We start from the raw sequence: 24,500 nt of genomic DNA on the forward strand, positions 1-24,500 counted from the left end.
GGGTTACTGTCTTGCCGCAGGAATCAAAAGTCCCAGAATGCCGCACAGCGCGGCCGGAACCACCCAGCCAAATCCGAGATCGGCCAGAGGCAGGCGGCTCAACAGTAAAATGGGGGTGCCATAGGTGCTGATGACGGTCAAAAGACTCGTGATCAAGGCACCAAACGCTGCCAGACGAAATACCCAATCGTTTGAAATCCAGCGCTGAAAGAAGGCCAGCACAATCAAAACCAGGGTAGGAGGGTAGACGATACTCAGCACAGGGGATGCGATGGAAACAATCTGATCAAGGCCGATGCTGGACACCACAGCGCTGAACACACAGATCAGAACAACAAGAAACTTGTATGAAATGCGTCCGCTGGAGAGCCCTGAGAAGTAAGCTGCGGCAGAACTTACCAGGGCCACTGCCGTAGTAATGCAGGCCAGCGCCACAACCACGGCAAACAGCAACGTGCCGGCACTGCCCATCAGATTTTGAACAATGGAAACAACCAGATAGGTGCGGTTAACGGAGAGATCAAAAAAGCGGGAGGTGGTGACTCCCAAATAGGTTAGTCCCAGATAGACCACCAGCAGTGCAGTGCCTGCCACTATACCCGCACCGGCGACTACCCGGGATTTCGCGCGGGTAGTGGTATGGCCCTTCTCTTCAGCACTTTTCAGGATGATGATACCAAACACCACGGCAGCTAATACATCCATCGTTTGGTAACCGGCCTCGATTCCATTGGCAGGGACGTTCTCAACAAGAGTCCGGCTTGGCACGGGGCCGATGGGATCTATTACACCCCGAACAATCAAAATGAGGAGCCCCGCAAGCAGAGCCGGAGTCAAAAATTTTCCGACAATGTCCACCACTGCGGATTCCCGCAGACAAAGCAGCAAAATCAACAGAAAAAACAGCGCTGAAAACAGCAGCGGACTGAAACCGGCCACCAGTGGAGCCACAGACATCTCGTAAGTGGTGGCAGCGGTTCGGGGGATGGCCAGCATGGGGCCGATACAAAGAACAATGGCACTCATCAGCAAAGTGGCGGGGATTTTCCCAAGAGGACGGGTAATACCATCCGGGCTGCCACAGCGCAGCATGGCAAACAAGGCCACCAGGGCCAGACCAATATCCGCCAAATAGTAGCAAAGAAATCCTAAAAACCACTGGGATCCGGACTGCAGTCCGAGGTAGGGGGGAAAAATAACATTTCCGGCTCCAAAAAACATGGAGAACAGAGCAAAGCCAATGACAAAGATATCGGTCTTATGAGTCGTGCGCTTCATGAGTGCCTCCTTGCAGGAACGTTGGCAGGCTGTCCGCACCATGGGGACAAAAAAGGCCGCTTTCCATGCAAGCGACACATTACGAAACAGCCTGAATCAAACAAAAACCATTATAAAATGCGGGCATCCAAAAGTCAACCTTGTGTAAAACTGATAAAATTTGCGCATAGAAATCGTCAAAAGAACATATGGTACGCCTCCCACAAGCGGGATGGAACTTTTGAGGAAACAGCTGCGTCTGAACTGAAAAAGAGGAGAGCTTCCTCCAGATAGCAGACAGGAGACAGAAATGAGACGAAATTTGAAAATCAGGTTCCGGATGATGCTGCTGGCAACTGCCATGGCGCTGCTATTGACGGCGTGCGGCACAGCAAAGGATGTGGGAACCTCTGCTCCGGTGGAGAGCACGGGTGCAGAAGATGGCGTGGACGGTACTGTGGAGATGCCTGTGGAGCGGCCGGAAGATGAGACGGAACTCGGGGAGATCCAGAATGCTGACGGCTCCACCGCCATCATAGCGGACGGAGAGGAATTGCTGCCGGACGGCGCTGAACCCAGGCCGGGAGTGGGGCAGCGGCCTGCGGACAACACCCAGCACCCGGAGCTCGGTGGGCGGCCGGCCAACCCCGCAGAAAAACCAGAGGGACAGCCGGTGGAGAAGCCCACGGATTCTCCCGCACAGAAACCGGAGAATACGCCTGCGGAACAGGAGCACGTGGATCTGAACGCCTTTTACAACACGTTGGCCTCAGGTGCCGGCTGGCCGGCTATGATGCAGGCTGAAGGAGAGACCATGGACGCGTTCTACACAGGGCTGGCGGAACTGGCCACGGAGCAGTGCGGCGTGTACATGGCCATGATCTCTGCCGTGGCCGGGGAGATTGCCTTGGTGGAGGTTTCCAACGCGGCGGATGTCCAGACAGTAAAAGATATTTTTCAGGCTCGAATCAACTATCAGGTGGGAGATCATGAAAACCCCGGCGGCGCATGGTATCCAGACTCCATCCAGGTATGGGAAAACAACTCCCGCATTGTCACCCAAGGCAATTACGTGATGATGATTGCCATGGAGGGTGCTGACGATATTGTGGCCAGTTTCAATGCGTTATTTGTATAAAACTGCAGAAAAAAACGGACTTCTTTTAGAAGCCCGTTTTTTTGTGGAAATTTTAGATTTCGATCAGATCATACTCCCGTGTACCCAGCCCAAGCTTTTCAGCGTGCTCCAGACAAACCCGCCAGTCGGTGTCCGGATTGGCGGCGACCAGACGGTCAGAGCAATTGCAATCATAGCCCTCGTCAAAGAGCAGGGAACCTTGCAGGGCCGGCTGGGCGTTGACCGCATCGGCACAGGCCTGATCCAAGGCGACAGGGTCAAAAGAGGCAAACATGCCCACATCCGGCGTGATAGGTGCATCATTTTCCGCGTGGCAGTCACAGCAGGGGGAGACATCTACAACCAATGACACATGGAAACAGGGGCGGCCATCCACCACTGCTTTGGTGTATTCCGCCATCTTTTTGTTCAGCATGGCGGGGGCTTCATCATTTCGGGAGACAATGGCGTCTTTCGGACAGATGGCAAGACAGCGGGCACAGCCAACGCACTTTTCAGTGTCAATGGAGGCTTTTCCATCTGCACCGAACTGGGGGGCACTGTGAGCACAGATCCTGGAACAGGCATGGCATCCAATGCAGAGATCTTGCTTGACATAGGGCTTTCCGGAGTTGTGCTGCTCCATTTTTCCCGCCCGGGAACCACAGCCCATGCCGATATTTTTCAAACAGCCGCCCATACCAGCCTGCTCATGTCCCTTAAAGTGGGTGAGGGAGATGAAGACATCAGCATCCATGACAGCCCGGCCAATCTTAGCAGCTTTTACATACTCGCCGCCCTTTACGGGAACCTCCACATCGTCGTTGCCCTTCAAACCATCGGCAATGAGGATATGGCAGCCGGTGGAATAGGGGGTAAAACCATTGACATAGGCTGATTCAATATGGTCCAGCGCATTTTTGCGGCCGCCCACATATAAGGTGTTGCAGTCCGTCAAGAAGGGTTTACCGCCATGGCTTTTTACCAAATCTGCTACTGCCTTCGCCCAGTTGGGACGAAGATAGGCCAGATTGCCCGGCTCGCCGAAATGCATCTTGATGGCCACGTATTTGCCGTCCATATCGATGTCGCCAAAGCCTGCGGTCATCATCAGACGGGCCAGCTTCTGGGGCAGGTTTTCACGCCAGCTGGGGGCGCGGAAATCCGCAAAGTATACCTTTGACTTCTCAGACATTTTTGATAACTCCTTTTTCTTGGATCGTTGTTAGAGAGTGGGGGATTGAGCCCCCGCCGTTTTTTTAATCGATATCCACGCTGACATGATCGGTTCCGTGCTCGTCGAACTCAGACAGGTACGCATCGATGCGGTCCATCAGCTCCCCATAATTTTCACGGGTCAAAGGTTCGCCGTCCATATCCTTCAAGGCGAGCTCCTCTGCCAGAATTTCATAAAAAACGATGTCCTCATAGTTTTCGATGGCTTCGTGAATGCCGCCGTCGGCATAGGCCCTGGATGGAATCAGCTCCCCGCGGTACAACTCCACCAGCTTGCTCATATCGTGCTGCAGGCAGTGGGAAAAAATAAGGCTTTCCACTTGATCGTATTCCTTGATACGGTCATTTTCCCGGGTGGAGTTGATCACCCAGTTCCCGATGTACGTCAGATCCAGCAGATAGCGGTACTGCTGTTCCGTCAATTCAATTTTCATGGGCAAACACCTCCCAGATACTCCTATATAGCATGATTATAGCAAAGACAATACAAAAATTCCATATAAAAAACCGGGTAAAAAGACTAAAATCTGTCTTGCGGCGGGCAAAAGCACATAGTATAATATATAATTTGGGAAATACCACATAATCAGAGTATGCAGTATGCGGCAGACGTGTGATAGCCGCGGCCTGAAAAGGAGCTTTGTGACAATGGATAATCGCCCTATTGGTGTGTTTGACTCAGGCCTCGGCGGCTTGACGGCAGTGCGCTCCCTGCGGCAGATTTTGCCTGAAGAAAACCTGGTTTATTTTGGCGACACCGCACGGGTCCCCTATGGCGGGCGCGCCAGGGAGACCATTTTAAAATACGCGCGGCAGGACGTGCGCTTTTTGCGCTCCTTTGACTTGAAGGCAATTTTAATTGCCTGCGGTACGGTGTCCACCACATCTCTGGAGACGCTGCAGACAGAAAATGACCTGCCCATTGTGGGCGTTGTGGAACCTACCTGTCGCCGGGCGGTGGCAGTGACGAAGAATAAAAAAGTAGGAATGATTGCCACATTGGCTTCCGTGCGATCCAGCGCCTATGAGACAACCATTCACCGGTTGTCTCCAGAGACAGAGGTGTTTTCCAGACCCTGCCCCCTGTTTGTGCCGCTGACGGAGAACGGCCGCATCCACCGGGGGGATGTAGTCATTGAGACGGTGGCGCGGGAGTATTTGGAACCATTGAAGGTGACCGGCGTCGACACATTGATTCTGGGATGCACACACTACCCGCTGCTGACAGATATCATTGGGGATGTCTGCGGACCGGATGTGACGCTGGTCTCTGCAGGAGAGGAGTCTGCATTCGAATTGAAGCGGCTGCTGAAAGCAAACGGTCTCCGGGCAGATGAACATCAGCGTGGAGAAGTGGAGTTTTACGTCAGCGAACGACCGGAGGACTTTGAGCAGATCGCATCGCTGTTTTTGCAGGAGAATATGCACCACAGTGCACGGAGGATTGACATTGACCAATATTAATCGGGAGAAGATGCCAGTGCTGCTGTCCATCCGGGGAGAGCAGTATTTCGACGATATTGATCCGGATGCCACAGAACTGATGACGGACGGAACGCTGGAGTCCACAGAGGCGGGATTCCTGCTGACTTATCAGGAGTCAGAACTCACTGGTATGGAGGGAACCACCACTACCTTTGAGGTGCGTGGTCCCTTGGTGATTCTGACCCGGTCCGGAAAGGTGAATTCCCAGATGGTATTTGAAGAGGGACGGCAGCATACATCCCTGTATGAGACACCATTTGGGGAGTTAACGGTGGATATCCAGACCAGCACACTGAAACACAACCTGAGCGAAGGCGGCGGACTGATGGAGATCAAATACTCCATTGCAGTGGAGCACACAGTTACCGGAAGAAACTGCTTTAAAATCAGGGTGAAACGGAAAAACTGAATACCCATATTTTTAAGTTACGAATGAGAGGGATACTTCAATGATTCATATGATTCAAAACGCAAAAGATCAGGCTGCAGCATTGGCAATGGCGGCCTATCAGGCCGCGGTTGCAGATGGGACGCTGCCGCAGGCCGATGTAAAAACTGCGCCGGTGGAGATTCCGAAGGACGCCGCAAACGGCGACTTTACCACAACCTTTGCACTGGCGGCCTCCAAGGCGCTGCGCCAGCCGCCCCGGAACATTGCACAGACACTGCTGGACCACATGGATTTATCGGGCAGCTATTTTGCCTCTGCAGAAATTGCTGGCCCTGGCTTTTTGAACTTCCGCCTTGCGCCCAACTGGTATGCAGATGTGATGGCAGCCGTGGAAAGCGAGGGAGCGGTTTATGGCACTTCCGCAAACCTGAAGGGCCAGAAAATTATGGTGGAGTTCGTCTCCGCGAATCCAACCGGGCCCATGCACATGGGCAATGCCCGCGGGGGTGTCCTGGGTGACACGCTGGCTGCTGTGCTGGAAGCCTGCGGTGCAGAGGTAACAAGAGAGTTTTATGTCAATGATGCAGGGCACCAGATTGACAAGTTTGCCCACTCCATTGAAGCCCGCTATCTCCAGATTATCAAAGGGGAAGACGCGGTGCCGTTTCCTGAGGACGGATATCAGGGCGGGGACATCAAGGACCTGGCTCAGTCCTACTACGAGCAGAACGGAGACAAGCTGCTGGATGTGCCGGAGGCGGAGCGGCAGGCGACACTGGCCCAGTATGGACTTCGCGTGAACCTGCCTAAGATGAAATCGGATCTCCAGCGGTACAAGATCGAATACGACAATTGGTTTTATGAGTCTACTCTGCATGAAAGCGGCTATGTGGCCGAAACGGTGTCTCTTTTGACGGAGCGGGGGTGGACGTATGAGAAGGACGGCGCGCTGTGGCTGAAGACCGCCGATATCCTGCGGGATCACTTCCGGAAGGCCGGCAAGAAGGAAAAGGATATTGAAAAGCTGGATCTGAAGGACGATGTGCTCCGCCGGGCTAACGGATTTTATACCTACTTTGCCGCTGACATTGCCTATCACCGCAATAAGTTTTCCGTCCGGGGCTTTGATCGGGTCATCAACATCTGGGGCGCCGACCACCACGGCCATGTGGCCCGGCTGAAGGGTGCGCTGGATGCCCTGGGGCTGGACGGCAGTGGGAAGCTGGATATTGTTTTGATGCAGCTGGTAAAGCTCCTGCGGGACGGCGAGGTGGTGCGTATGAGCAAGCGCACCGGAAAGGCCATTTCCCTCTCCGACCTGCTGGATGAAATTCCTGTGGATGCCGCCCGGTGGTTTTTCAATGCCAAGCCTGATACGCAGATGGAATTTGACCTGGGGCTGGCGGTGCGGGAGGATAGTGAAAACCCCATTTACTATGTGGAATACGCCCATGCCCGTATCTGCTCGCTGCTGCGGGCGCTGGCGGAGGAAGGCGTTGGTGTGCCGAAGCAGGCAGATGTGGACATGTCCCTGCTGGCTGGTGAAACAGAGCTGGCATTGATCAAGCAGATTTCCCAGTTCTGCGAAGAGATTCGGCTGGCGGCCCGGGATTATGATCCAAGCCACATCAACCGTTATCTCCAGGAGTTGGCAGGCTGCTTCCACCGGTTCTATACCGTGTGCCGCATCCGGGGAGAAGAGCCCGCTGTGCAGGCGGCCCGTTTGAAGCTGGCGGATGACACCAGAATTGTACTGAAGAACGGTCTGAAGCTCATTGGCGTAGACGCTCCTGAGAAGATGTAATCCAGTGAAGCACCGCACCGACAACGGTGCGGTGCCTCCAAACAAACGGGAATGCGGCCATTGGGTTCACGGAGGATTTTGATATCAAAGAGGAACAACAAGGTATGGAACGGACAGAGCAGATGAACGGGATCGGTACACAACCGGGAAGATGGCGGCTGGCGGCAAAGGCTGCCTTTCCGGTAACCATTCCTGTTTTAACAGGATTTTTGTGCTTGGGCATGGCCTATGGCGTGCTGATGCAGAGTAAGGGCTATGGACCATTTTGGGCAGTGCTGATGAGTGCCATTGCCTTTGGGGGCAGTATGCAGTTTGTGGCCATCACCTTGCTGACCACGGCATTTGACCCGGTGCAGGCATTTTTACTGTCTATTATGGTCAATGCAAGACACCTTTTTTACGGTCTCAGCCTGTTGGAGAAGTACCGGGGGCTTGGGAAGGTGCGGGCTTTTCTCATTTATACCCTGTGTGACGAGACGTTCTCTCTTATTTCCACTGTGGATCCTCCGCTGGAAGTCGCACCCCGGGACTTCTATCTATGCATCTCTTTGATGGATTACCTTTACTGGATTGTGGGCACTGCCATAGGCGGTATTTTGGGAAATTTCCTGACCTTTGATACCACCGGGCTGGACTTCGCGCTGACGGCGCTGTTCGTGGTGCTGTTTTTGGAGCAGTGGAAAAAGCGGGAAAATCGCCCGGCAGGCATTATCGGGATTTCCTGCGCAGTGATGAGCCTGCTGGTATTTGGACCGGACAATCTGGTTATTCCAGCCATGGTGCTGATGATGGCCGTGCTGCTGGGAGGGAGGAAAACGTTATGTACCTGACACCGATGCAGACGCTGCTGATGATTCTGGCTGTAGCGGCCGGGACGCAGCTGACCCGCTGGCTTCCGTTCTTACTGTTTCCGGAGAATAGATGTCCTCCGGCAGTGGTGACATATTTGGGACGGGTTCTGCCCACCGCTGTGATGGGACTGCTGGTGGTGTACTGTCTGAAGTCTGTCTCCGTTTTCCAGGCACCCTATGGGCTTCCGGAATTGGTAGCCGTGGCAGCTGTTGTGATACTCCACAAGTGGAAGGGCAATGTGCTGCTGTCCATCGCGGGCGGCACAGTGCTTTACATGCTGCTGGTGCAGGCGGTCTTTGCATAATGGAAGAGACGCTTTTTACGGAGTTGAAAAGTTTGCATAGACTGGGGGGAACTGCATAAAATGGGACTGTGGCCCTGTGCCGCAGTCTTTTTTTATGGGGAGGCTATATGCGGAAACAGTTGCTTTTGTGGGAACTGGCAGGCTTTTTGATGACAGCGGCACTGGGGACAGCGCTGCATTTCAGCTATGACTGGAGCGGCGGATGGGATGTGGCTGCGGCGTTTTCCGCTGTAAACGAGTCCACCTGGGAGCATATGAAGCTGCTGTTTTTCCCAATATTTTTATTCTCCGTGGTGCAGGTGTGTCTGATGGGACGAAACTATCCAAACTTTTTGGCGGTGCGGGCGGTTGGCGCGATAACGGGCGTTTTGCTGCTCCCAGTGCTTTTTTATACGTATACCGGCATACTGGGATATCGTATCATGTGGCTGGATATTGCGGTGTTCCTCTTGGCAGATTTTGGAGCGTTTGCTGTGGATTTTTACTTGCTGCAAAGGGGGCGCTTTACTTCCGGGTGGCAGCAGGTATTGGGCCTGCTGCTTTTGTGGGGGATGGCATTCCTGTTTGTATACTTTACTTTTCGGCCGCCGGGAGTGGCCTTGTGGCAGGATATGAAAACGGGAAATTATGGAATTCTATAAAAAGCGCCTCTCCATTCGGAGAGGCGCTTTCTGCATACCGGAAATACTTCCTGTGGGACAAAGGAATTTCCTGCTGAGTGGAACGAAAAGAGAAACAGCCGCTGCAGGAAATCTGTTCACAGGGATTTTACAACTGCCCCGCCTTGACCACTCGCGCTATCAAGAGGTATAATACCTCTATTATAATTAAAATCATGTAGAGGAGATCTGCAAATGGAGACGATAAAACGAAAACCTGTAGCGCCGTTTTATGCTGTGGCGGCGGTGTGGCTGACTTATGCGCTGCTGTTTCCGCTGTATGAGCCAATGCACTATGTGCTGCTGGCGGCAATTTCTGCAGCGGTGTTCTTTCTGGTGAATGTCATTTGCAAAGGCGGCGGGAGTATTGGCGGCAATACGGAACAGGCGGCGGCCAAGACAGAGGAAAAGTCCAAAGAGGAGAGCACCGGTAATCCCGAGCTGGATAAAATGCTGAAAGACGGCCGCCTCGCTGTTACCGAGATGAAGCGGCTGGACGACAACATCGCCGATCCCGGGATTTCCGCCGACATTGTGCGGCTGGAGCAGGTATCCCAGAAAATCTTTGACGAGGTGCGGCGGGATCCGAAGAAGCTGCCGCAAATTCGAAAGTTCATGGACTACTACCTGCCCACCACGCTGAAGCTGCTGAACAGCTATGACCGGATGAGCGCCGCCGGTATTTCCGGCGAGAATATTGATGCGACTCTCGCCAAGGTGGAGGGGATGATGCGCACCATCGTGGCAGCGTTTGAAAAGCAGCTGGACAGCCTGTACGGCGCGGAGGCGCTGGACATCTCCACGGACATCACCGTGCTGGAGAATATGATGGCGCGGGAAGGCCTGACAGGGAATCCGCTGAAGGCGGAGACCACCCCCAAAGAGGACCCGGATATCAAGCTGGAGCTGTGAGAGGAGTGGGCGATGAAGGGACTGTGGAAGCGGATCGGGAGCTTTTTGCTGACGGTCTGCTGCGCCCTGGGCTTTGGCCTTGTGGGTCTCAAATGGCTGACCGAGGGGACGAACCGGTTTGTCCGGGTCTGCGCTTTGGTCTGGCTGGCGGGGGCTGTGATCTGGCTGGTCCGCGCCGTCCGGGAATACCGGGCGCTGTCAAAGCCGGAACGAAAGGCCGGGACTGAAAAGACAAAGAATCAAGACCATGTAAATATTGGAGGAAACGACCATGTCTGACGAACTGAACACCATGCCTGAGTTGACACTCGACCCGCAGAGCGCGGCTGCAGAGGCCGTGCCGGAGCTGACGCTGGATCCGGCGGGACCGGCGACGCCTGCCGCCCCGGCTCCGGAGCCTGCAAAGCCCGAGGTAACCCCCGTCCAGATGGACGACAAGCTCCTGAGCGACGCAGAAAAAAAGGCGGTGGAGGACTTCTCCAAAAAGATCGACCTCACAGACTCCAATTTGATTCTGCAGTACGGTGCCGCCGCCCAGAAGAACGTGGCCGGCTTTTCAGAGAATGCACTGAACTCCGTAAAAACCAAGGATTTGGGAGAGGTGGGCAAGTCCCTCTCCGAACTGGTGGTAGAGCTGAAGGGCTTTGGCGAGGAAGAGGAGAAAAAGGGCCTTTTTGGATTTTTGAAGAAGTCCGGCAGCAAGCTGGAGACCATGAAGGCCCAATATGCCAAGGTGGAGACCAATGTGGATAAGATCTCCAGGGAGTTGGAGCAGCATCAGGTGACGCTTTTGAAGGATGTGGCCATGTTTGATCAGATGTACGAGCTGAACTTGAAATATTACAAAGAACTGACCATGTATATTTTGGCGGGCAAAAAGAAGCTGGAGAGTGTGCGGGCCAATGATCTGCCGGCACTAAAGGCCAAGGCGGAGCAGTCCGGCGCCCAGGAGGATGCCCAGGCTTATAACGATATGGTGCAGATGTGCGAGCGGTTTGAGAAAAAACTCCACGACCTGGAGTTGACCCGGATGATTTCCGTCCAGATGGGACCGCAGACCCGGCTGCTGCAGAACAATGACACACTGATGGTGGAAAAAATCCAGAGCTCTCTGGTAAACACAATTCCCCTGTGGAAGAGTCAAATGGTGCTGGCGCTGGGGTTGGAGCACAGCCGTCAGGCTACCGCTGCCCAGAGCGCGGTGACGGAAATGACCAACGAGCTTTTGAAGAAGAACGCCGACATGCTGAAGATGGGAACAGTTCAGACCGCCAAGGAAGCGGAACGGAGCGTTGTGGATATTGAGACGCTGCAGCACACAAACCAGCAGCTGATTTCCACGTTGGATGAAGTACTGAATATTCAGCGGGAGGGCGCCGCCAAGCGCAAGGCCGCTGAGGTGGAGCTGGGCCGCATTGAGGGTGAATTGAAACAAAAGCTGATGGAGCTGCACAACTGAGAAGGATGCGGCTTTTGGCACTGCATGAAAATGGGAACGCGCCCTGCGCATAAGAAGCAATGCCGCGCAGCGGCAGAAAAAACGGTTTGCGGCAAATTTTGAGAGCTGCATGCGGGACTCCATGGGATGGGATATTCCAGTATGAGGAGGCGTGACGCCTCATTCTAAATCAGAGGGAACATACGATGAAAATTTTTCAAAAACGCTCTGTAGCGGCTGCGGTCATGGTGCTGGCCATTGTGGCTGGCATCCTGATTGGCCAGGCAAAGCGCCCCGCCGATACCGGTGAGGCGTCCACTGCCGTTGTGGGGACGTACCAGTATATCCTGGATACGGAGAACGCCGTAACGGAGAAGACCAAGGAATACGTCGATGCGGTGAATGCCTCGCTGTTTGCCCAGACCGGCGCTCAAATTGCCGTGGAGGTGGTGGATACCACTGGTGGCACGGATATTGCCGACTATGCACAGCAGGAATTTGAGCGGCTGGGCGTTGGGGCCAGAGAGACGGACAACGGCGTTCTGCTGATTTTGGCGCTGGAGAATCTGTATAACGGCGTACCGGACGGCGATTACTACATTGCCTGGGGAAACGGATTCAGCAGCGATGAGAAAAATGCCCTTCAGAGCATTTTGTGGGATACGATGGAAGCGGATTTTGCTGTGAAGGACTACGACGCGGCGGTGCGGAAAACGTTTGATGCACTGGTGAAGTATCTGGCCGATCTCTATGGTGTTACGGTGAGGGAGAACTACATTCCAGCCGTCAGGGAGAATTACAGCGCACGTTCCGGGAATTACAGCACCCAGACCAGCGGCTATTTGGCACCCACCGCAGGAATGCTGCTGGGCAACCTTGTGGGGGTAGTGCTGGTATTGTTTGTGGTATGGGTTGTCCTGGACGGACTGCGGTGGTCCAGATACCGCAGCCGCTATCTGATGCCCGGCATGGGCATTCCAACCGTCCGATACTATCCCATCTTCTGGGGACGGCCCCGGCGGCGGAGACCGCCGCCCCCACCCAGAGGCCCCCGGCCGCCCAGAGGCGGATCCGGTGGGCCGCGCCCGCCCTATAGCGGGGGTAGCCGCAGACCGCCGACCGGTGGTTCACGGCCGGGCCGCGGAGGTGGATTTGGCGGAAGTTTCGGCGGCGGCTCCTTTGGTGGGGGCGCAGGCCGCGGAGGTGGATTTGGCGGAGGCTTTGGCGGCGGTTCCTTCGGTGGGGGCGCAGGCCGCGGAGGACGCCGATAAGAAAAATGAGAACCGGCACGGTGGCGAAAACCGTGCCGGTTCTTTCTCATTATTCAGCTTCCCGCAGACGTTCCACAAGGGTGGATCTGGCTGCCCGGCGGTACACCGCCAGGGGTACTGTGATGCCAAGCAGGGCGAAAATGGGCGACACAATGGCGAGGGGGAGCAAAGTTGGGCGATAGGTGAAGAACCAAAACATGCTGCTCATGGCCGCGTTCAGCACCGGGCCCAGAGCCAGCGTCAGCGCCAGGGAGAATGCTACGGAACCAAGCGCATAGAGAAGCCCCTCGTATACCAGCATCCGCTTCAGCTGGCTGCCCGTCATGCCAATGGACTGCAAAACCGCAAATTCCCGCTTTCTGGTTAAAATGCCGGTCATGACGGCGTTGAAGAAGTTCAGCACACCGACCAGCCCTACAATGAAGCTCAATATCCCGCCGCACAGCTGAAACATGGAGCGGAAACTGTCAAATTCCACTGCATAGGTGGATTTGCTCTCATAGTCAAACTGGGGATTCTGCGTTTCCGTGTAGTCCGCCAGGAAGGACTCCATGGCACCGTTCGTCTCGGCGGTGGTATCAAAAGCATAGAGCATCACCGTGTCTGTGCCGGTGTCCCGGAGAAATGTCTGATCATTCAGCACGAACTCATCACTGCCGTAGTACCGGTAGCTGAGAGCAGAGGGTACGGACACCAAAGCTGCTACTGTGTAATTGACGTCTCGGTATTCCGTTGCACGGCTGGCCCAAGGCACACCCTCTGGAACCTTGCTGTAGGGGCCGTAGATTTCCCCTGTGCCGGGGTTATAATATTCATACTCATCCACATAACGGATGGTCACAGTATCGCCCAGCTGTGCCCAGTGGGAATCCATTTCCGGACGGCCATAGTCGTCCTCGTTGTACACGGCGGCAATATACTGCCCGCCCGGATCATACAGCTTGGAGAGATCCCCCTCCAGCACATCCAGCCTGTCCAGAGCAAAGTGCTCCATGCCATAGAGCTGGGCATGGTCACTCATCTTGCCGTCCGGGGTGCGTTCTATGAGAGACACCATCCGGTCCAGCTCCTCCTGGCTATTCCAACGGCTCTGGATGGAACGATAGTAGTCCTCATCCACGAACTCCTCCGCCGCACGGGTAAGACCGTAGACCTTCCCTCCATCGATAATGCCGCCCTGGACAGTCACTTGGTCGATTACCTTCTGGGGAACGGCCATGTCAGAATTGAAGGCATCGCCACCGGTTTGGAAGTATCCGGCGTCTGCCAGGATAAAGTCTGAGGATACAAAATTCGCTAAATATTTGTCCATGTCAAAGCCGTTGGTAAAGGTAACGGTCACTGTCAGCAGCACGACTGCAAGAGACAGGGACAGGACAGTGACGATGGTTTTACCCCGGCTGCGGCCTAAATTGGCCAGCGCCATGGAGAGCAGCGACACGCCGCTGGACCGCCTTTTTTTTCGATGGATGGTCCCACCCTCGGTGTACCGCACCGCCTCAATGGGAGGGACACTGGCCGCCATGCGGCCGGGCCTGCGGCAGGAGAGAAGTACCGTGAACAGGGAGAACAGGGCGGATACCAGAAAAATGACCGGATTCAAAGAGACGACGCTGACAATCCCGTCCAGCCGCGCAACAACGATGGGTGTCAGCTGGGCACCGATAAACCACCCCAGGATCAAACCGAGGGGGACACCGGCGGCAGACAGCGTGACTGCCTGCTGACGAATCATCCGCCGCAGTTGCCGGCCTGTGGTGCCGATGGTTTTCAGCAATCCGTAAAACCGGATATCATTGGTGACGGAGATTTGGAACACATTGTAAATGATGAGATAACCAGTGAAAATGATTAGCAGGACCATAGCGGCGATGGCAGCTGCCGTGGCCGGGTCAATGTTTTCCGCCAGCTGGGCTCCGGTATAGCCCCAGTTGACGCCAGTGGCGATGTAGTTATCCCCGGCGGCACGGCTTTCACTCTGATAGCCGTGATTTGCAAGCACTTGTTCCATGTCCCGATCGATATGCAGGGCATTTTGGAACATGACGTCCAGGTTCCAGGCTCCAGTATTGTCCGCTGCGGCGGAGGGGTCTACCTGCAGTGCTTCCAGCACTGCGTTTACCCGGCTTTCCGGAATGAGAATATGGCTGGCTACGATGGCCTGATCGTACGTCCACCAACCACAAAGCGTAAAAGTTTGCGTGGTGGGATGTCCGTCTACCTGAAAGGTAACGGTGAATTTTGTGCCCAACTCCGGTTTTACGCCAAGCAGATTCAAAACCCGGGTATCCGTGGCGGCTTCATCGGTGCCTTCCTCAGGCAGACGGCCTTCTACCGGGTCGCAGTACATCCAGTGGGCTTGGGTGACGTCGGAATACCCGACCTCTACATGAGACTTGTGAAAGGGGATGTCCGCAGGCATACCCAAAAATCGCCGCAGGCCCCACTCGCGGATGAGAGGATCGGTTTTCAGATCGCCGAACTGTTCCTCCGTCAGGTACTTGAAGGTGCCGTGGCTCCAGCCGCCGCACTGGCGGAAATTGGACTGCTGAAATCCGTCATTGATAGACAGGGCGATGGTAAAGAGCGAAGTAAACAGGACTGTGGTTAGGGCAATCGCCAGAATGGCGATGATGTTCCGGCCCCTGGCGGCATTCATGGACGCCCGGCCCAAATGGCGAATGCACTTGCTGTTTGCAACACGAATCATAGCCTCTCACCCCCGGGTATCCCGACTGCTGCTCTGGGGAGTGTTCCTCTCTGGGGAGGGAATCGCGCAGACAGTTCCCGGAGTTCCTCCCGAGGGGAAAATCCGGCCATCTTCAATGCGGACGATGCGATCTGCCATCTGGGCAATCTCTTCATTATGAGTGATCATGACAATCGTCTGCGTAAATTTCTCACTGGTGACTTTCAGAAGACCCATGACGTCCTGGCTGGTGACAGAGTCCAGGTTTCCAGTGGGCTCATCCGCCAGGATGATGGCGGGCTTGGAGACAAGGGCTCGGGCAATGGCCACACGCTGCTGCTGGCCACCGGAGAGGTTGCCGGGAAGATTTTGAAGCTTACTGCCAAGACCGAGGGTCTCGATGATTTCACCAACATAAGACTCGTCCGGCTTTCCGCCATCCAACTGGATAGGCAGGACAATGTTTTCGCGGACATTCAGTACGGGCACCAGGTTATAGCTTTGGAACACAAAGCCGATTTTTCGCCGCCGGAAAATGGTGAGAGCCTCGTCCTTCAAAGAGAAGAGGTCTCTTCCGTCCACGGTGACAGTGCCACTGGTGGGATGGTCCAAACCGCCCAGCATGTGGAGCAGGGTGGACTTACCAGAGCCGGATGTGCCAACCACCGCCACGAACTCACCCTTTTCAACGGACAGATCCACTCCGTCCAGGGCACGGACTTCCGTTTCACCGGCTCCGTAAATTTTTCTCAAATGATGTGTCTCCAAAATCGTCATAAAAGATTCCCTCCAATAGGAAAAAGTCTGCATTGTTTTTTACAATGCAGACTATACCAGAAAAATCTTTCCCAGTTCTTTCTGAAATCTAACAGTGCTGAAAGATTTTATCACGTCTTGGGCAAAAACAGGGAAAAGGTGGAACCACAGCCGGGACTGGAGAGTACTTTTACATATCCCCCCTGTCCGGCAGCAATCTGCCGGACCAAATACAGGCCGATGCCAACGCCCTCCTGCTGGGAAACAGCGGGGGATCGGTAAAACCGCTGAAAAATTCTGGGCTGCTCCGCTTCGGGAATACCATGGCCGGTATCCTGCACATCAATGCGGCAGAAAAGTTCATAGGCCACGGCCCGGATGGTAACAGTACCTCCGGAGGGGGTGTATTTCACCGCGTTGTCCAGTAAATTGTATACCGCTTCCACTGTCCACTTGGGGTCAAACAGGGCGGACTCCGCCGTGGGTTCCACCGTCAGCGATATACCCTTGACTGCGGCTTTTGGCGCAGCCTGCCTGGCGGCACTGTCCAGCGTTGGCTGCAGCGGGGTGAGCTTTGGGTGCAGGGCCAGGATTCCCGTTTCCAGCCGAGAGGTTTTTACCAGTGCATCAATCAGAAACCGCAGCTTTTCCGCTTGGGCTTCCAGCGCGGCGGCACAGGCCCGGCCCCCTTCAGGAAGTGGCTGCTCTTCCAGCAGCTGGGCGTACAGCAGAAGGTTGGCAATGGGTGTTTTGGTCTGATGGGAGATGTCGGCAATCAGGGCTTTCACAGCGTCCTTCTCCGCCTGCAGGTTCCGGGCCGACACTGCGGAGGCAGAGAGGTAGTGGGCCAGTTTGGTCTCCACAGCGGAGAGCAGCGTTTCATCAAAGTGGGACTCGGAAAAATCACCGCGGATGGCCTCGTCCAGCATGGCATCCAGTCCCAGAAGAGTCTGCCGCAGGCGGCGGCGATCCCACACCACCACGGCAGCTGCCGCCAGAATGGCCAGGATGGCCAGAAGATACAGACTGTCCATCACTTCACCGCCCAAGTGTAGCCAACGCCATATATGGTTTTGAGGAAACGGGGATGCGCTGGTGCGTCTTCCAGCTTGTCCCGCAGGCGTTTCATGGTGACAGAGAGGGCATTTTCATCCACATAGGCAGCACCATCCGTCCAGATACGGTCCACCAGCTCTGCACGGGTAAGAGCAGCGCCGCGATTTGCCACCAACAGCCGAAGAAGCTTCTGCTCCGTTTTGCTCAAATCCACCAGCACCCCGTTTTTGCGGAATTCCATACGGTCGAAGTCAAATACAAAGCCTGCCTGTTCATACCGGACCGTGGGAACGGCTTTGCGGAGCTGGGCATTTACCCGCGCCCGCAGCACTGCCAGGGAAAAGGGCTTGGTAATATAGTCGTCGGCACCGGATTCCAGCCCGGTGACGATATCCGTCTCCAGGTCATTGGCAGTCAGCAGAATGACAGGAACGGTGCTTGACCGGCGGATTTCACGCAAAAAATCCAGACCGCTGCCGTCAGGCAGATTCACGTCCAGAATGATCAGTTGACAGGGCCGGCCTGCCAGAAGGGCCCGGGCAGATGCCAGACTTTGGCACAGCACAGGGGAGAGTTCACTGCTTTGCAGGGCCAGACGAATGCCCTCTCCCAAGGCAAGATCGTCCTCCACAACCAGAAGATGTTTCATAGTGGTTCATCCAATTCCATAAAATACCGGTCCGCCCGGAAAGACTGGCTGGGCGGAAACCGGAAGTATACCCGGAACAGTGCCTTGAACAGGCGGGAATATCCCGGCAGAAAGCGTATTCCCCGGCAGGCACAGCGTTGACTGTTATGCCGAAAAGACCGACGCGGAAGAAGCATTTCTGCACGGGGCCGGGGGAGTGATCTGCCAGCAGGGAGCGGAATGCGGCTGCAGCCAGCCAAGGACGGTTTCGACAACACGGGAACGGCCATTTGCACAGATGGCATCCCGGGGACTCCGGGGTGCTGGGGCCCCATCCTATTATGTATTCAGCAAAAATGCAGCATGACATCCAATGCGATCCCCAGGCCGGTTTTTAGAGAGGCGGTCTCCAGCTGTTCTTTCCGCGTATGGGCGCCCTTCCCCGAACAAAGGCCAAAGCTGACGGCCGGAATTCCCATTGACAAGGGGATGTTGCAGTCTGTGGAGCCGGAGACCACGGCTGGTACGGAACCGGTATGGGTATCAATGATTTGCGAACAGGTTTCTATCAGCGCGCGCTGACAATCTGCGTCCAAGTTGTTGGCACAGGGGCGGGTCCCCAGCAATTCCGCGTTCACCTTCCAGCCGCGATTGCGGGCCTCTGTTAAAACTGCATGGAAGGAGCGCTCCATTTCAACAAGACAGGAAACTGAATCCGAGCGGTATTCATACAGCATGGATGCCTGCTGCGCAATGGTATTGATGGAGGTGCCGCCTTCGATGATGCCGACATTATAGGTGGTTTTGCTGCCGTTAGAATCCTGAGGAATGGGGACAGCATACAGCGCGGAGATCAGCTGTGCCAAACCGTCAATGGCGCTTTGACACCCAAAGTCAAAGAAACTGTGTCCGCCCTCCCCGCCCACGGTCACCCGGTAGCGGGAGGATCCAACTGCCTGTGCACAGATCTGATCGTATGTCAGATCAAAGGAAATCAACCGTGCAATACGGCCCTGATAATCCTTCAGAAGGCGGCGGCAGCCCCGCAGATTGCCCAGCCCCTCCTCTCCGCTGTCTGCCACGATGAGCATTCCGTCGGCAGGCTGGACATCATGTTCTGCCAAAAACCGGGCTGCCATCAGTAAAACCGCCAGATTGGCGGTGTCATCATAGACCCCGGGGCAGCGAAGAATACCGGATTCCTCCTCCGGTAAAAACGGCGTGGTGTCTGAAAACACGGTGTCCGTATGTGCAGTGAATACCGTTAATTTCTGCTGACCATAGGCATTTAACGCCAATATGGCATTGTCCGCCGCATCCAGACAGACCCCCTTGACGCCATGCCGCTCCAACCACTGACAGCAGAATTCTGCCCGGGCCCGCTCCAGACCAGAGGGGGCGGGAATCTGGCAGAGGGTTTTGACCAAATCATGGAGCTCTGCAAGATGTGTTTCTATGTAGGTGCTGCACTCCGTCCGACAGATGTTCATGAAAAACGCCTCGCATCCGTTGTTTGAAATTTTGACAATCGCAGCGTATTGTTCCGCAAAATCAACGCCGCCCCGCGTTTCTGCACAGGTGGCATTCTTAATTTTCAAAATTGTAGCACAATCCACATGGCGATTCAACCGTTGGAGGCGGACTGGAAAGGAACGCCAAAGTGGAGAGAATAGAACAAACGCCCGAAAAACGGGCGTTTGCATAGACGCTGGATTATGATTTGGACGACCGGTTCAAAAGAGCAGAGAAAACAGCGGAGATGTCCCCATTTATGCAGATGGCGCGGTCCGCAAGTCCCGGCGGTACAACGGCCTCGCCCAGATTGATACAGGCGTAAACAGCTGCGGGGTTTTCATGGGTCATCTGCCAGAAGGGATACTTGATGATAACAGGGGTATTTCCGCCCACGCCCAATTCCAGAAACAGCACCCGCCGGCCTTGCAGCCGGTGAAGAAACGCTGTGTAACGGGATGCGGCCTGGCACCAGCCTGCGTCCTGTACGAAGGCGCTGTCACACCGCAGGTTCATGGACATGGGGGCGCCGCATTTGGGACAGCGGGAAATCAGCGCGGCGGGAATTTTCATGCCTCGCTGTTCCGCTACCATGCGGCGGACAGATTCCTCATTGTCATACGTGCCGTCATGACAGGGGAGAGAGCATTGCCACAGGCCGTAGTCACCCTGCGTATAAAACAGGCGGCCTTTTGGAAAGCCCGCTTTTTGAAAACATTAAAAACCACCTTTTGAAGAGAGGAAGAGGCCCGCAGAAAATTACTGACCATGTGCAGAGCGATTTCTGCGGCCTCTTGCTTGGGGAAGTGAAATTCACCTGTGGAGATGCAGCAGAAGGCAATGCTTCGCAGTTGGTGATCTGCTACAAGAGCCAGGCAGGAGCGATAACAGTCGGCCAGGTCCTTCCGGTTTCGGGCGGTGACGTCTCCGTGAACGACGGGGCCAACCGTATGCAGAACATACTGGGCGGGGAGCTGATATCCCGGCGTCAGCTTGGCTCGGCCGACAGGCTCCGGATACCCCTGTGCTTCCATCATTCGGCTGCATGCATCCCGCAGCCGGAGGCCTGCCGCCGAATGGATGGCATTGTCGACACATCCGTGGCATGGGAGAAGGCAGCCCAAAAGCCCACTGCTGTCTGCATCCATAACCGCATCAACACGCAGTCGGGTAATATCTCCCTGCCACAGAATGAGACGGGAATTCGCTAAGATGCCGGGCAGAGTATTCACGTCGACCACACCCTTTTCCTGCCGCTCGGCCGACAAGAGGGCATCCTGCAGGGAGAGAAATTCTGGCCGCAAGGGCATGGGGGACGGAGATTCATCAAGCTGCGGAGCAGGCGGCGCTGGGCCGCCTCACTGTGGGGGACAAGGGCGGCTTGGCGCCGGTACTGCGGCATCTCCGTCAGGAGCATTTGGCTGAGCGTGCAGATTTGATTCAACCGGTCGGTCATCGGCATACCTCAGGCAAAGAAAAAGCCGGACGTCATCTCCAGGTAATTCTCTCCGCCGTAGTCGGGAAAGCGTTCTTTGACAGCGGCTTTGAATTCTGCTGCGCTGCCGCACCGGCTGGCCAGAACCTTCACTTCCCGGAGATAGGCGATTTTGGTTTCCACATCCTTCAGATCCTCTGGTGTATAGTGGGAGGTGAGCACGAGACTGTAATCTTTTTGCAGATAGCTTTCCAACTGGAGGATCATGGCGTCGGCATGGCCTGCTCCGGTAACAATGGAATGGCAGTCGTGTCCCAGCATATGGGTATAGTGGGTATAGACGGCGTTGATTTCCGGAATCTCAATGTCGAAAGCCTCGGCGGTTGGGGGTAATCACGAATTCTATACCGCCGAGGGTAAGGGGATCTTCCTGAATATGGTCGGTGACCATGTGGACGGTGTTGTTAAAAGGTTCTGACTGCCCAGCTTCGGGATATGGAGAGCAGTGGACTTCTGATCCGCAGGGTGTATGCAGAGGTACCGCCGCGGGTGGAATATACATTGACGGAACTGGGGTATAGCCTGCGGCCTATTTTGGATGCCATGCAGGACTGGGGAACTGCTTATCAGCAGCGCCCATAGAAGACAGGCGGCAGCTTTTCAGCTGCCGCCTGCTTTTTGCCGCAGGGTGGGAGAATCGGCTGAAAATGGGATGGCTAGAGGGAAACAGCAGAGGAACTATTGACAACCGGCAGCGGGATATGGTATATTACGATGCATAAAATTTGCATATTCATATTAATTCGTATTTACGAAATAGTGAACGCAAAATAGAAACACAGGTTATATGGAAAGAGGAGAACCAATATGGTAAAGATTATTACGCCGGTTATCACAGTCCTGAATGAGAACGAAAAGCCCGATTATGAGGGCAACAAGAAGGTGATTGATCATCTGGTCAGCGGCGGCGTGGACGGCATTTTGGTGCTGGGTTCCGCCGGGGAATTCCCAAACCTGACCATCCAGGAGCGGCTGGACTTCTTTCAGTTCTATGCGGACTACACCGCAGGACGGGTGGAGCTGCTGGCAGGCACTGGCTGCGTCAGCTATCAGGATACCCTAACCCTCTCCAACGCCGTCTATGACATGGGCTATACAGCGCCCATGGTGATTGGACCCTATTACTTCGGGTTGGATCAGGAGAAGGTTTTTCTCTACTATGACCGGTTGGCCAAAGAGGTAAAGGGAGATCTGTATCTTTATAACTTCCCGCCCCGCAGCGGCCACTCCATTGCACCGGAGACCATTGGGCGCTTGGTGGAGGCCAATTCCAACATTGTTGGCCTGAAGGATTCTGTTACTGAGCCCGTCCACACGAACCAGGTGTTTCAGGTAGTGGCAGGACACAAATTTACTGCCTACTCCGGTATGGACGATCAGTTCCTGCTGAACCTTTCCCACCAGGGCGGCGGCGTGATCGGCGCCCTGTCCAATGTGGTTCCGGAGCTGTGGAGTGATCTGGTGCGGTCTGCCAACAGCGGCAATTTTGACCGGACCATGGCCTTAGCGGCGCTGATTGAAAGGCTGGCCCTGCTCTATGAAATGGACAGCAACTGTTCCCTGATGATGAAAAAGCTGATGGTTCACCGGGGGGTAAAGATCAGTGACCGGGCAGTATTTCCCTTCAACCAGATGGATGAGGCGGTCTATCAGAAGGCTGTGGCGCTGCTGGACAGCGTGCTGGAGAAGTATCAGGCGCTGCAGTGACCAATCAGGGCGAACAGCCTGCAAACTATGGCTTTTGTGCTGTCCGCCGTTCTATTGTGAGGTGGCATATGGAATATCACAACCCGACGCTGCGGGTGATCCGTATTCTGGAGCAGATCGATGCAAATCCTGCAGGAACCAGTCTGACAGAGCTCTCCGGCAATCTGGACTTGCCCAAAGGAACCATTTCTCCTATTTTAAAAACATTGGCCGCCACAGGCTATATCCTCTGGAAAAATAACCGCTATACCATTGGGCCGCGTGCCTTTGAGCTTGGCCTCGGTTTTGCTGGTGAAAATGATGCGATCTCCCTAATCCGCAGACAAATGCGGGATATTGTGGCAGAAGTCGGTGAACTCTGCCAAATGGGTGTGCTTTCCAATTTGGATGTGCTGTACATTTTGAAGGAGACGCCAAACACACCTATTTCCGTTATCAGCGAGGTGGGAAGAAAGGTTCCTGCCCACGTCACCGGACTTGGCAAGGCATTGCTGAGCGGCAAGGCGGACGGAGAGCTGCGGGCACTCTATGCGGACTACCCGCTGACGGCTTATACAAAAAACTCCATTACAGATCTTGATGTTCTGCTGAGACAGATCCGGGAAGCGCGGCGCACGGGGGTGGCCTATGAGTGCGAGGAATCTAAAGCAGATGTGGAGTGCGTGGCAGTCCCGCTGGTGCTGGACGGAGCAGTAAAGGCGGCTATCAGCGTTACAGTTCCAAAATTTCGGTACGATGCGGAAAAGCGCAGACAAATTGCCGAAGTGCTTCTGCAAAAAAAGAAACTGATTGAAACGGTCAGCTGCGTTCAAAACTATCACTTGGAAATTTAGAGGGCTGGCAGAGAGGCATTCCCATTCTGCAACCGGATTTTCAGAACGACACTCTTGACAGCCATGGCGGCTCATACTATAATATGAACAGAGTGTAGGATTACACGAAGGGGCATACCACCACGGGTATGAGTCTTCGCGTAATCCTATTTTTTTATGGGCGGATCAGGTGTACCCCGTAAAAAGCGGCCGGAAGGCGATGGGAATTGCTGAGGCCTGGATATTTTTACAGATGTGATTGGAGCGTGACAGAAGGATGGATAAACAGGAGATTCAGCAGCAAATCATAGAGGCGGTGCGCGCCGTCAAGGCCGGCAATCCCATGGCCGGCTCCATTACCAATACCGTTACAATTAATTTTGTCGCAAATGCGCAGCTGGCTGTAGGCGGGTCTGCGGCAATGGTATACCTGCCGGATGAAGGTGAATTTTTGGCGAATGCTGGCGGAGCAACTTATTTGAATATGGGAACGCTGATGCCTGTGTATGAGGAGACATTGCCCCGTGCTGCCAAACTGCTTCATGAGAGCGGAAAACCGTGGGTGTTGGATCCCGTGGCAATTGGCATTGGAGAACTGCGGACAAAGCTGCTCCGGCAGTTCCGGCCATTCAAGCCCAGTGTCATTCGCGGCAACGCTTCCGAAATTATTGCACTTGCCGGACTGTGGGAACTGAATGTGACGGACGGTGCCAGCGGTACCCGGGGAGTTGACGCAACGGACTCAGTGGAGTCCGCCCGCAACGCAGCTGTTGCCCTGGCCCGCTGGACGGGCGGAGCCGTGGCAGTTTCCGGAAAGACCGATCTGGTGACAGACGGCAGGCAGGTTGTGCACTCCTACGGTGGCTCACATTTTATGGAAAGGGTCACTGGATGCGGATGCTCTCTGGGGGGCGTCGCGGCGGTATATGCCACTGCGGCTCCACCATTTATCGCCGCCTTGACAGCCACGGCCGTTTATAACTTGGCAGGCCGCCGGGCAGAGGAAAAAGTGAGCGGTCCCGGCGGATTCCAGGTGCAGTTCCTGGATGAACTGTATCTGGCCACCCCGGAAGAGATTGCTGAAAATTTTTTTGAATTGGAAGAGGCGTAAAAGGAGGC

The 24,500-nt window shown here is 54.9% G+C and carries 25 protein-coding genes and 1 pseudogene; 15 read left to right on the forward strand and 11 right to left on the reverse strand.

Going from position 1 to position 24,500, the window contains the following annotated elements; all coding sequences use genetic code 11:
• Nucleotides 1-3: 3 nt before the first annotated feature.
• A complete protein-coding gene (gene brnQ, locus BMZ81_RS04970) occupies nucleotides 4-1,278 on the reverse strand; it encodes a branched-chain amino acid transport system II carrier protein (RefSeq protein WP_091129350.1) in 1,275 nt (424 codons plus the stop codon).
• A gap of 289 nt (nucleotides 1,279-1,567) precedes the next feature.
• Between brnQ and BMZ81_RS04975 the strand changes: the two genes are divergently transcribed.
• Nucleotides 1,568-2,395, forward strand: coding sequence for a DUF4358 domain-containing protein (locus BMZ81_RS04975; RefSeq protein ID WP_091129352.1), 828 nt, complete (start codon nucleotides 1,568-1,570; stop codon nucleotides 2,393-2,395).
• A gap of 52 nt (nucleotides 2,396-2,447) precedes the next feature.
• Here the strand turns inward: BMZ81_RS04975 and BMZ81_RS04980 are convergent, their stop codons facing one another.
• Both BMZ81_RS04980 and BMZ81_RS04985 read right to left on the reverse strand, forming a co-directional pair.
• Nucleotides 2,448-3,569, reverse strand: coding sequence for a DUF362 domain-containing protein (locus BMZ81_RS04980; RefSeq protein WP_091129354.1), 1,122 nt, complete (start codon nucleotides 3,567-3,569; stop codon nucleotides 2,448-2,450).
• A gap of 64 nt (nucleotides 3,570-3,633) precedes the next feature.
• Nucleotides 3,634-4,044 carry a hypothetical protein gene (locus BMZ81_RS04985; RefSeq protein ID WP_091129356.1) on the reverse strand — a complete coding sequence of 137 codons (411 nt, stop codon included), beginning with the start codon at nucleotides 4,042-4,044 and terminating at the stop codon, nucleotides 3,634-3,636.
• 214 nt (nucleotides 4,045-4,258) lie between these two features.
• Here BMZ81_RS04985 and murI point away from each other — a divergent pair, with 214 nt between their 5' ends.
• The 10 genes from murI to BMZ81_RS05035 all read left to right on the forward strand — a co-directional run bounded on the left by murI (nucleotide 4,259) and on the right by BMZ81_RS05035 (nucleotide 12,726).
• On the forward strand, nucleotides 4,259-5,074 hold the full coding sequence (gene murI, locus BMZ81_RS04990) for a glutamate racemase (RefSeq protein ID WP_091129359.1): 816 nt from the start codon (nucleotides 4,259-4,261) through the stop codon (nucleotides 5,072-5,074).
• Nucleotides 5,061-5,504 (forward strand): YwiB family protein, encoded by a 444-nt coding sequence (locus BMZ81_RS04995; RefSeq protein ID WP_242942567.1) that lies wholly within the window; start codon nucleotides 5,061-5,063, stop codon nucleotides 5,502-5,504. Before murI ends, BMZ81_RS04995 begins: the two co-directional genes overlap by 14 nt.
• A 40-nt stretch (nucleotides 5,505-5,544) precedes the next feature.
• On the forward strand, nucleotides 5,545-7,290 hold the full coding sequence (gene argS, locus BMZ81_RS05000) for an arginine--tRNA ligase (protein ID WP_091129361.1): 1,746 nt from the start codon (nucleotides 5,545-5,547) through the stop codon (nucleotides 7,288-7,290).
• A gap of 104 nt (nucleotides 7,291-7,394) precedes the next feature.
• Nucleotides 7,395-8,120, forward strand: coding sequence for an AzlC family ABC transporter permease (locus tag BMZ81_RS05005; RefSeq protein WP_242942568.1), 726 nt, complete (start codon nucleotides 7,395-7,397; stop codon nucleotides 8,118-8,120).
• Complete coding sequence (locus tag BMZ81_RS05010) at nucleotides 8,111-8,446, forward strand: branched-chain amino acid transporter permease (protein ID WP_091129362.1); 336 nt, start codon at nucleotides 8,111-8,113, stop codon at nucleotides 8,444-8,446. The genes BMZ81_RS05005 and BMZ81_RS05010 overlap by 10 nt, the downstream gene beginning before the upstream one ends.
• Nucleotides 8,447-8,553: 107 nt before the next feature.
• Nucleotides 8,554-9,087: a DUF6512 family protein gene (locus BMZ81_RS05015; RefSeq protein WP_091129365.1), complete on the forward strand. Its 534-nt coding sequence runs from the start codon at nucleotides 8,554-8,556 to the stop codon at nucleotides 9,085-9,087.
• A gap of 213 nt (nucleotides 9,088-9,300) precedes the next feature.
• The gene (locus tag BMZ81_RS05020) at nucleotides 9,301-10,017 is read left to right on the forward strand and encodes a 5-bromo-4-chloroindolyl phosphate hydrolysis family protein (RefSeq protein ID WP_091129367.1); all 717 of its coding nucleotides are present in this window, start codon (nucleotides 9,301-9,303) and stop codon (nucleotides 10,015-10,017) included.
• Nucleotides 10,018-10,029: 12 nt separating this feature from the next.
• Complete coding sequence (locus tag BMZ81_RS05025) at nucleotides 10,030-10,296, forward strand: hypothetical protein (RefSeq protein ID WP_091129369.1); 267 nt, start codon at nucleotides 10,030-10,032, stop codon at nucleotides 10,294-10,296.
• Nucleotides 10,289-11,476 (forward strand): toxic anion resistance protein, encoded by a 1,188-nt coding sequence (locus BMZ81_RS05030; RefSeq protein ID WP_091129371.1) that lies wholly within the window; start codon nucleotides 10,289-10,291, stop codon nucleotides 11,474-11,476. Before BMZ81_RS05025 ends, BMZ81_RS05030 begins: the two co-directional genes overlap by 8 nt.
• Nucleotides 11,477-11,661: 185 nt before the next feature.
• On the forward strand, nucleotides 11,662-12,726 hold the full coding sequence (locus BMZ81_RS05035; RefSeq protein WP_091129373.1) for a TPM domain-containing protein: 1,065 nt from the start codon (nucleotides 11,662-11,664) through the stop codon (nucleotides 12,724-12,726).
• 49 nt (nucleotides 12,727-12,775) lie between these two features.
• Here BMZ81_RS05035 and BMZ81_RS05040 read toward each other — a convergent pair whose 3' ends face one another.
• The 8 genes from BMZ81_RS05040 to BMZ81_RS05075 form a co-directional block, all read right to left on the reverse strand.
• Nucleotides 12,776-15,436 carry an ABC transporter permease gene (locus BMZ81_RS05040; protein ID WP_177187206.1) on the reverse strand — a complete coding sequence of 887 codons (2,661 nt, stop codon included), beginning with the start codon at nucleotides 15,434-15,436 and terminating at the stop codon, nucleotides 12,776-12,778.
• A 6-nt stretch (nucleotides 15,437-15,442) separates the two neighbouring features.
• Nucleotides 15,443-16,192, reverse strand: coding sequence for an ABC transporter ATP-binding protein (locus BMZ81_RS05045; protein ID WP_091129375.1), 750 nt, complete (start codon nucleotides 16,190-16,192; stop codon nucleotides 15,443-15,445).
• A gap of 110 nt (nucleotides 16,193-16,302) precedes the next feature.
• Entirely contained in the window at nucleotides 16,303-17,205 is a 903-nt protein-coding gene (locus BMZ81_RS05050) for a sensor histidine kinase (RefSeq protein WP_091129378.1), read from the reverse strand.
• Nucleotides 17,205-17,876, reverse strand: coding sequence for a response regulator transcription factor (locus BMZ81_RS05055; protein ID WP_091129380.1), 672 nt, complete (start codon nucleotides 17,874-17,876; stop codon nucleotides 17,205-17,207). Before BMZ81_RS05055 ends, BMZ81_RS05050 begins: the two co-directional genes overlap by 1 nt.
• 326 nt (nucleotides 17,877-18,202) lie before the next feature.
• Nucleotides 18,203-19,345: a M20/M25/M40 family metallo-hydrolase gene (locus BMZ81_RS05060; protein WP_177187207.1), complete on the reverse strand. Its 1,143-nt coding sequence runs from the start codon at nucleotides 19,343-19,345 to the stop codon at nucleotides 18,203-18,205.
• A 223-nt stretch (nucleotides 19,346-19,568) separates the two neighbouring features.
• Nucleotides 19,569-19,961, reverse strand: coding sequence for an SIR2 family NAD-dependent protein deacylase (locus BMZ81_RS05065; protein ID WP_091129385.1), 393 nt, complete (start codon nucleotides 19,959-19,961; stop codon nucleotides 19,569-19,571).
• Nucleotides 19,955-20,635: a macro domain-containing protein gene (locus BMZ81_RS14225; RefSeq protein WP_347498051.1), complete on the reverse strand. Its 681-nt coding sequence runs from the start codon at nucleotides 20,633-20,635 to the stop codon at nucleotides 19,955-19,957. The genes BMZ81_RS05065 and BMZ81_RS14225 overlap by 7 nt, the downstream gene beginning before the upstream one ends.
• A gap of 197 nt (nucleotides 20,636-20,832) precedes the next feature.
• Complete coding sequence (locus tag BMZ81_RS05075; RefSeq protein ID WP_143072738.1) at nucleotides 20,833-21,069, reverse strand: hypothetical protein; 237 nt, start codon at nucleotides 21,067-21,069, stop codon at nucleotides 20,833-20,835.
• Between the two features lie 201 nt (nucleotides 21,070-21,270).
• Between BMZ81_RS05075 and BMZ81_RS05080 the strand changes: the two are divergent.
• The 4 genes and pseudogenes from BMZ81_RS05080 to thiM form a co-directional block, all read left to right on the forward strand.
• Nucleotides 21,271-21,444, forward strand: a pseudogene (locus BMZ81_RS05080) (winged helix-turn-helix transcriptional regulator); the annotation flags it as partial.
• A gap of 225 nt (nucleotides 21,445-21,669) precedes the next feature.
• Entirely contained in the window at nucleotides 21,670-22,569 is a 900-nt protein-coding gene (locus BMZ81_RS05085; protein WP_091129392.1) for a dihydrodipicolinate synthase family protein, read from the forward strand.
• 68 nt (nucleotides 22,570-22,637) lie between these two features.
• Nucleotides 22,638-23,402 carry an IclR family transcriptional regulator gene (locus BMZ81_RS05090; protein ID WP_143072739.1) on the forward strand — a complete coding sequence of 255 codons (765 nt, stop codon included), beginning with the start codon at nucleotides 22,638-22,640 and terminating at the stop codon, nucleotides 23,400-23,402.
• 256 nt (nucleotides 23,403-23,658) lie between these two features.
• Nucleotides 23,659-24,492, forward strand: a complete 834-nt coding sequence (gene thiM / locus BMZ81_RS05095; RefSeq protein WP_091129396.1) for a hydroxyethylthiazole kinase — start codon at nucleotides 23,659-23,661, stop codon at nucleotides 24,490-24,492.
• Nucleotides 24,493-24,500 lie beyond the last annotated feature (8 nt).

The organism is Oscillibacter sp. PC13, assembly GCF_900115635.1.
In the GTDB taxonomy this organism is placed as follows: Bacteria; Bacillota; Clostridia; order Oscillospirales; family Oscillospiraceae; genus Oscillibacter.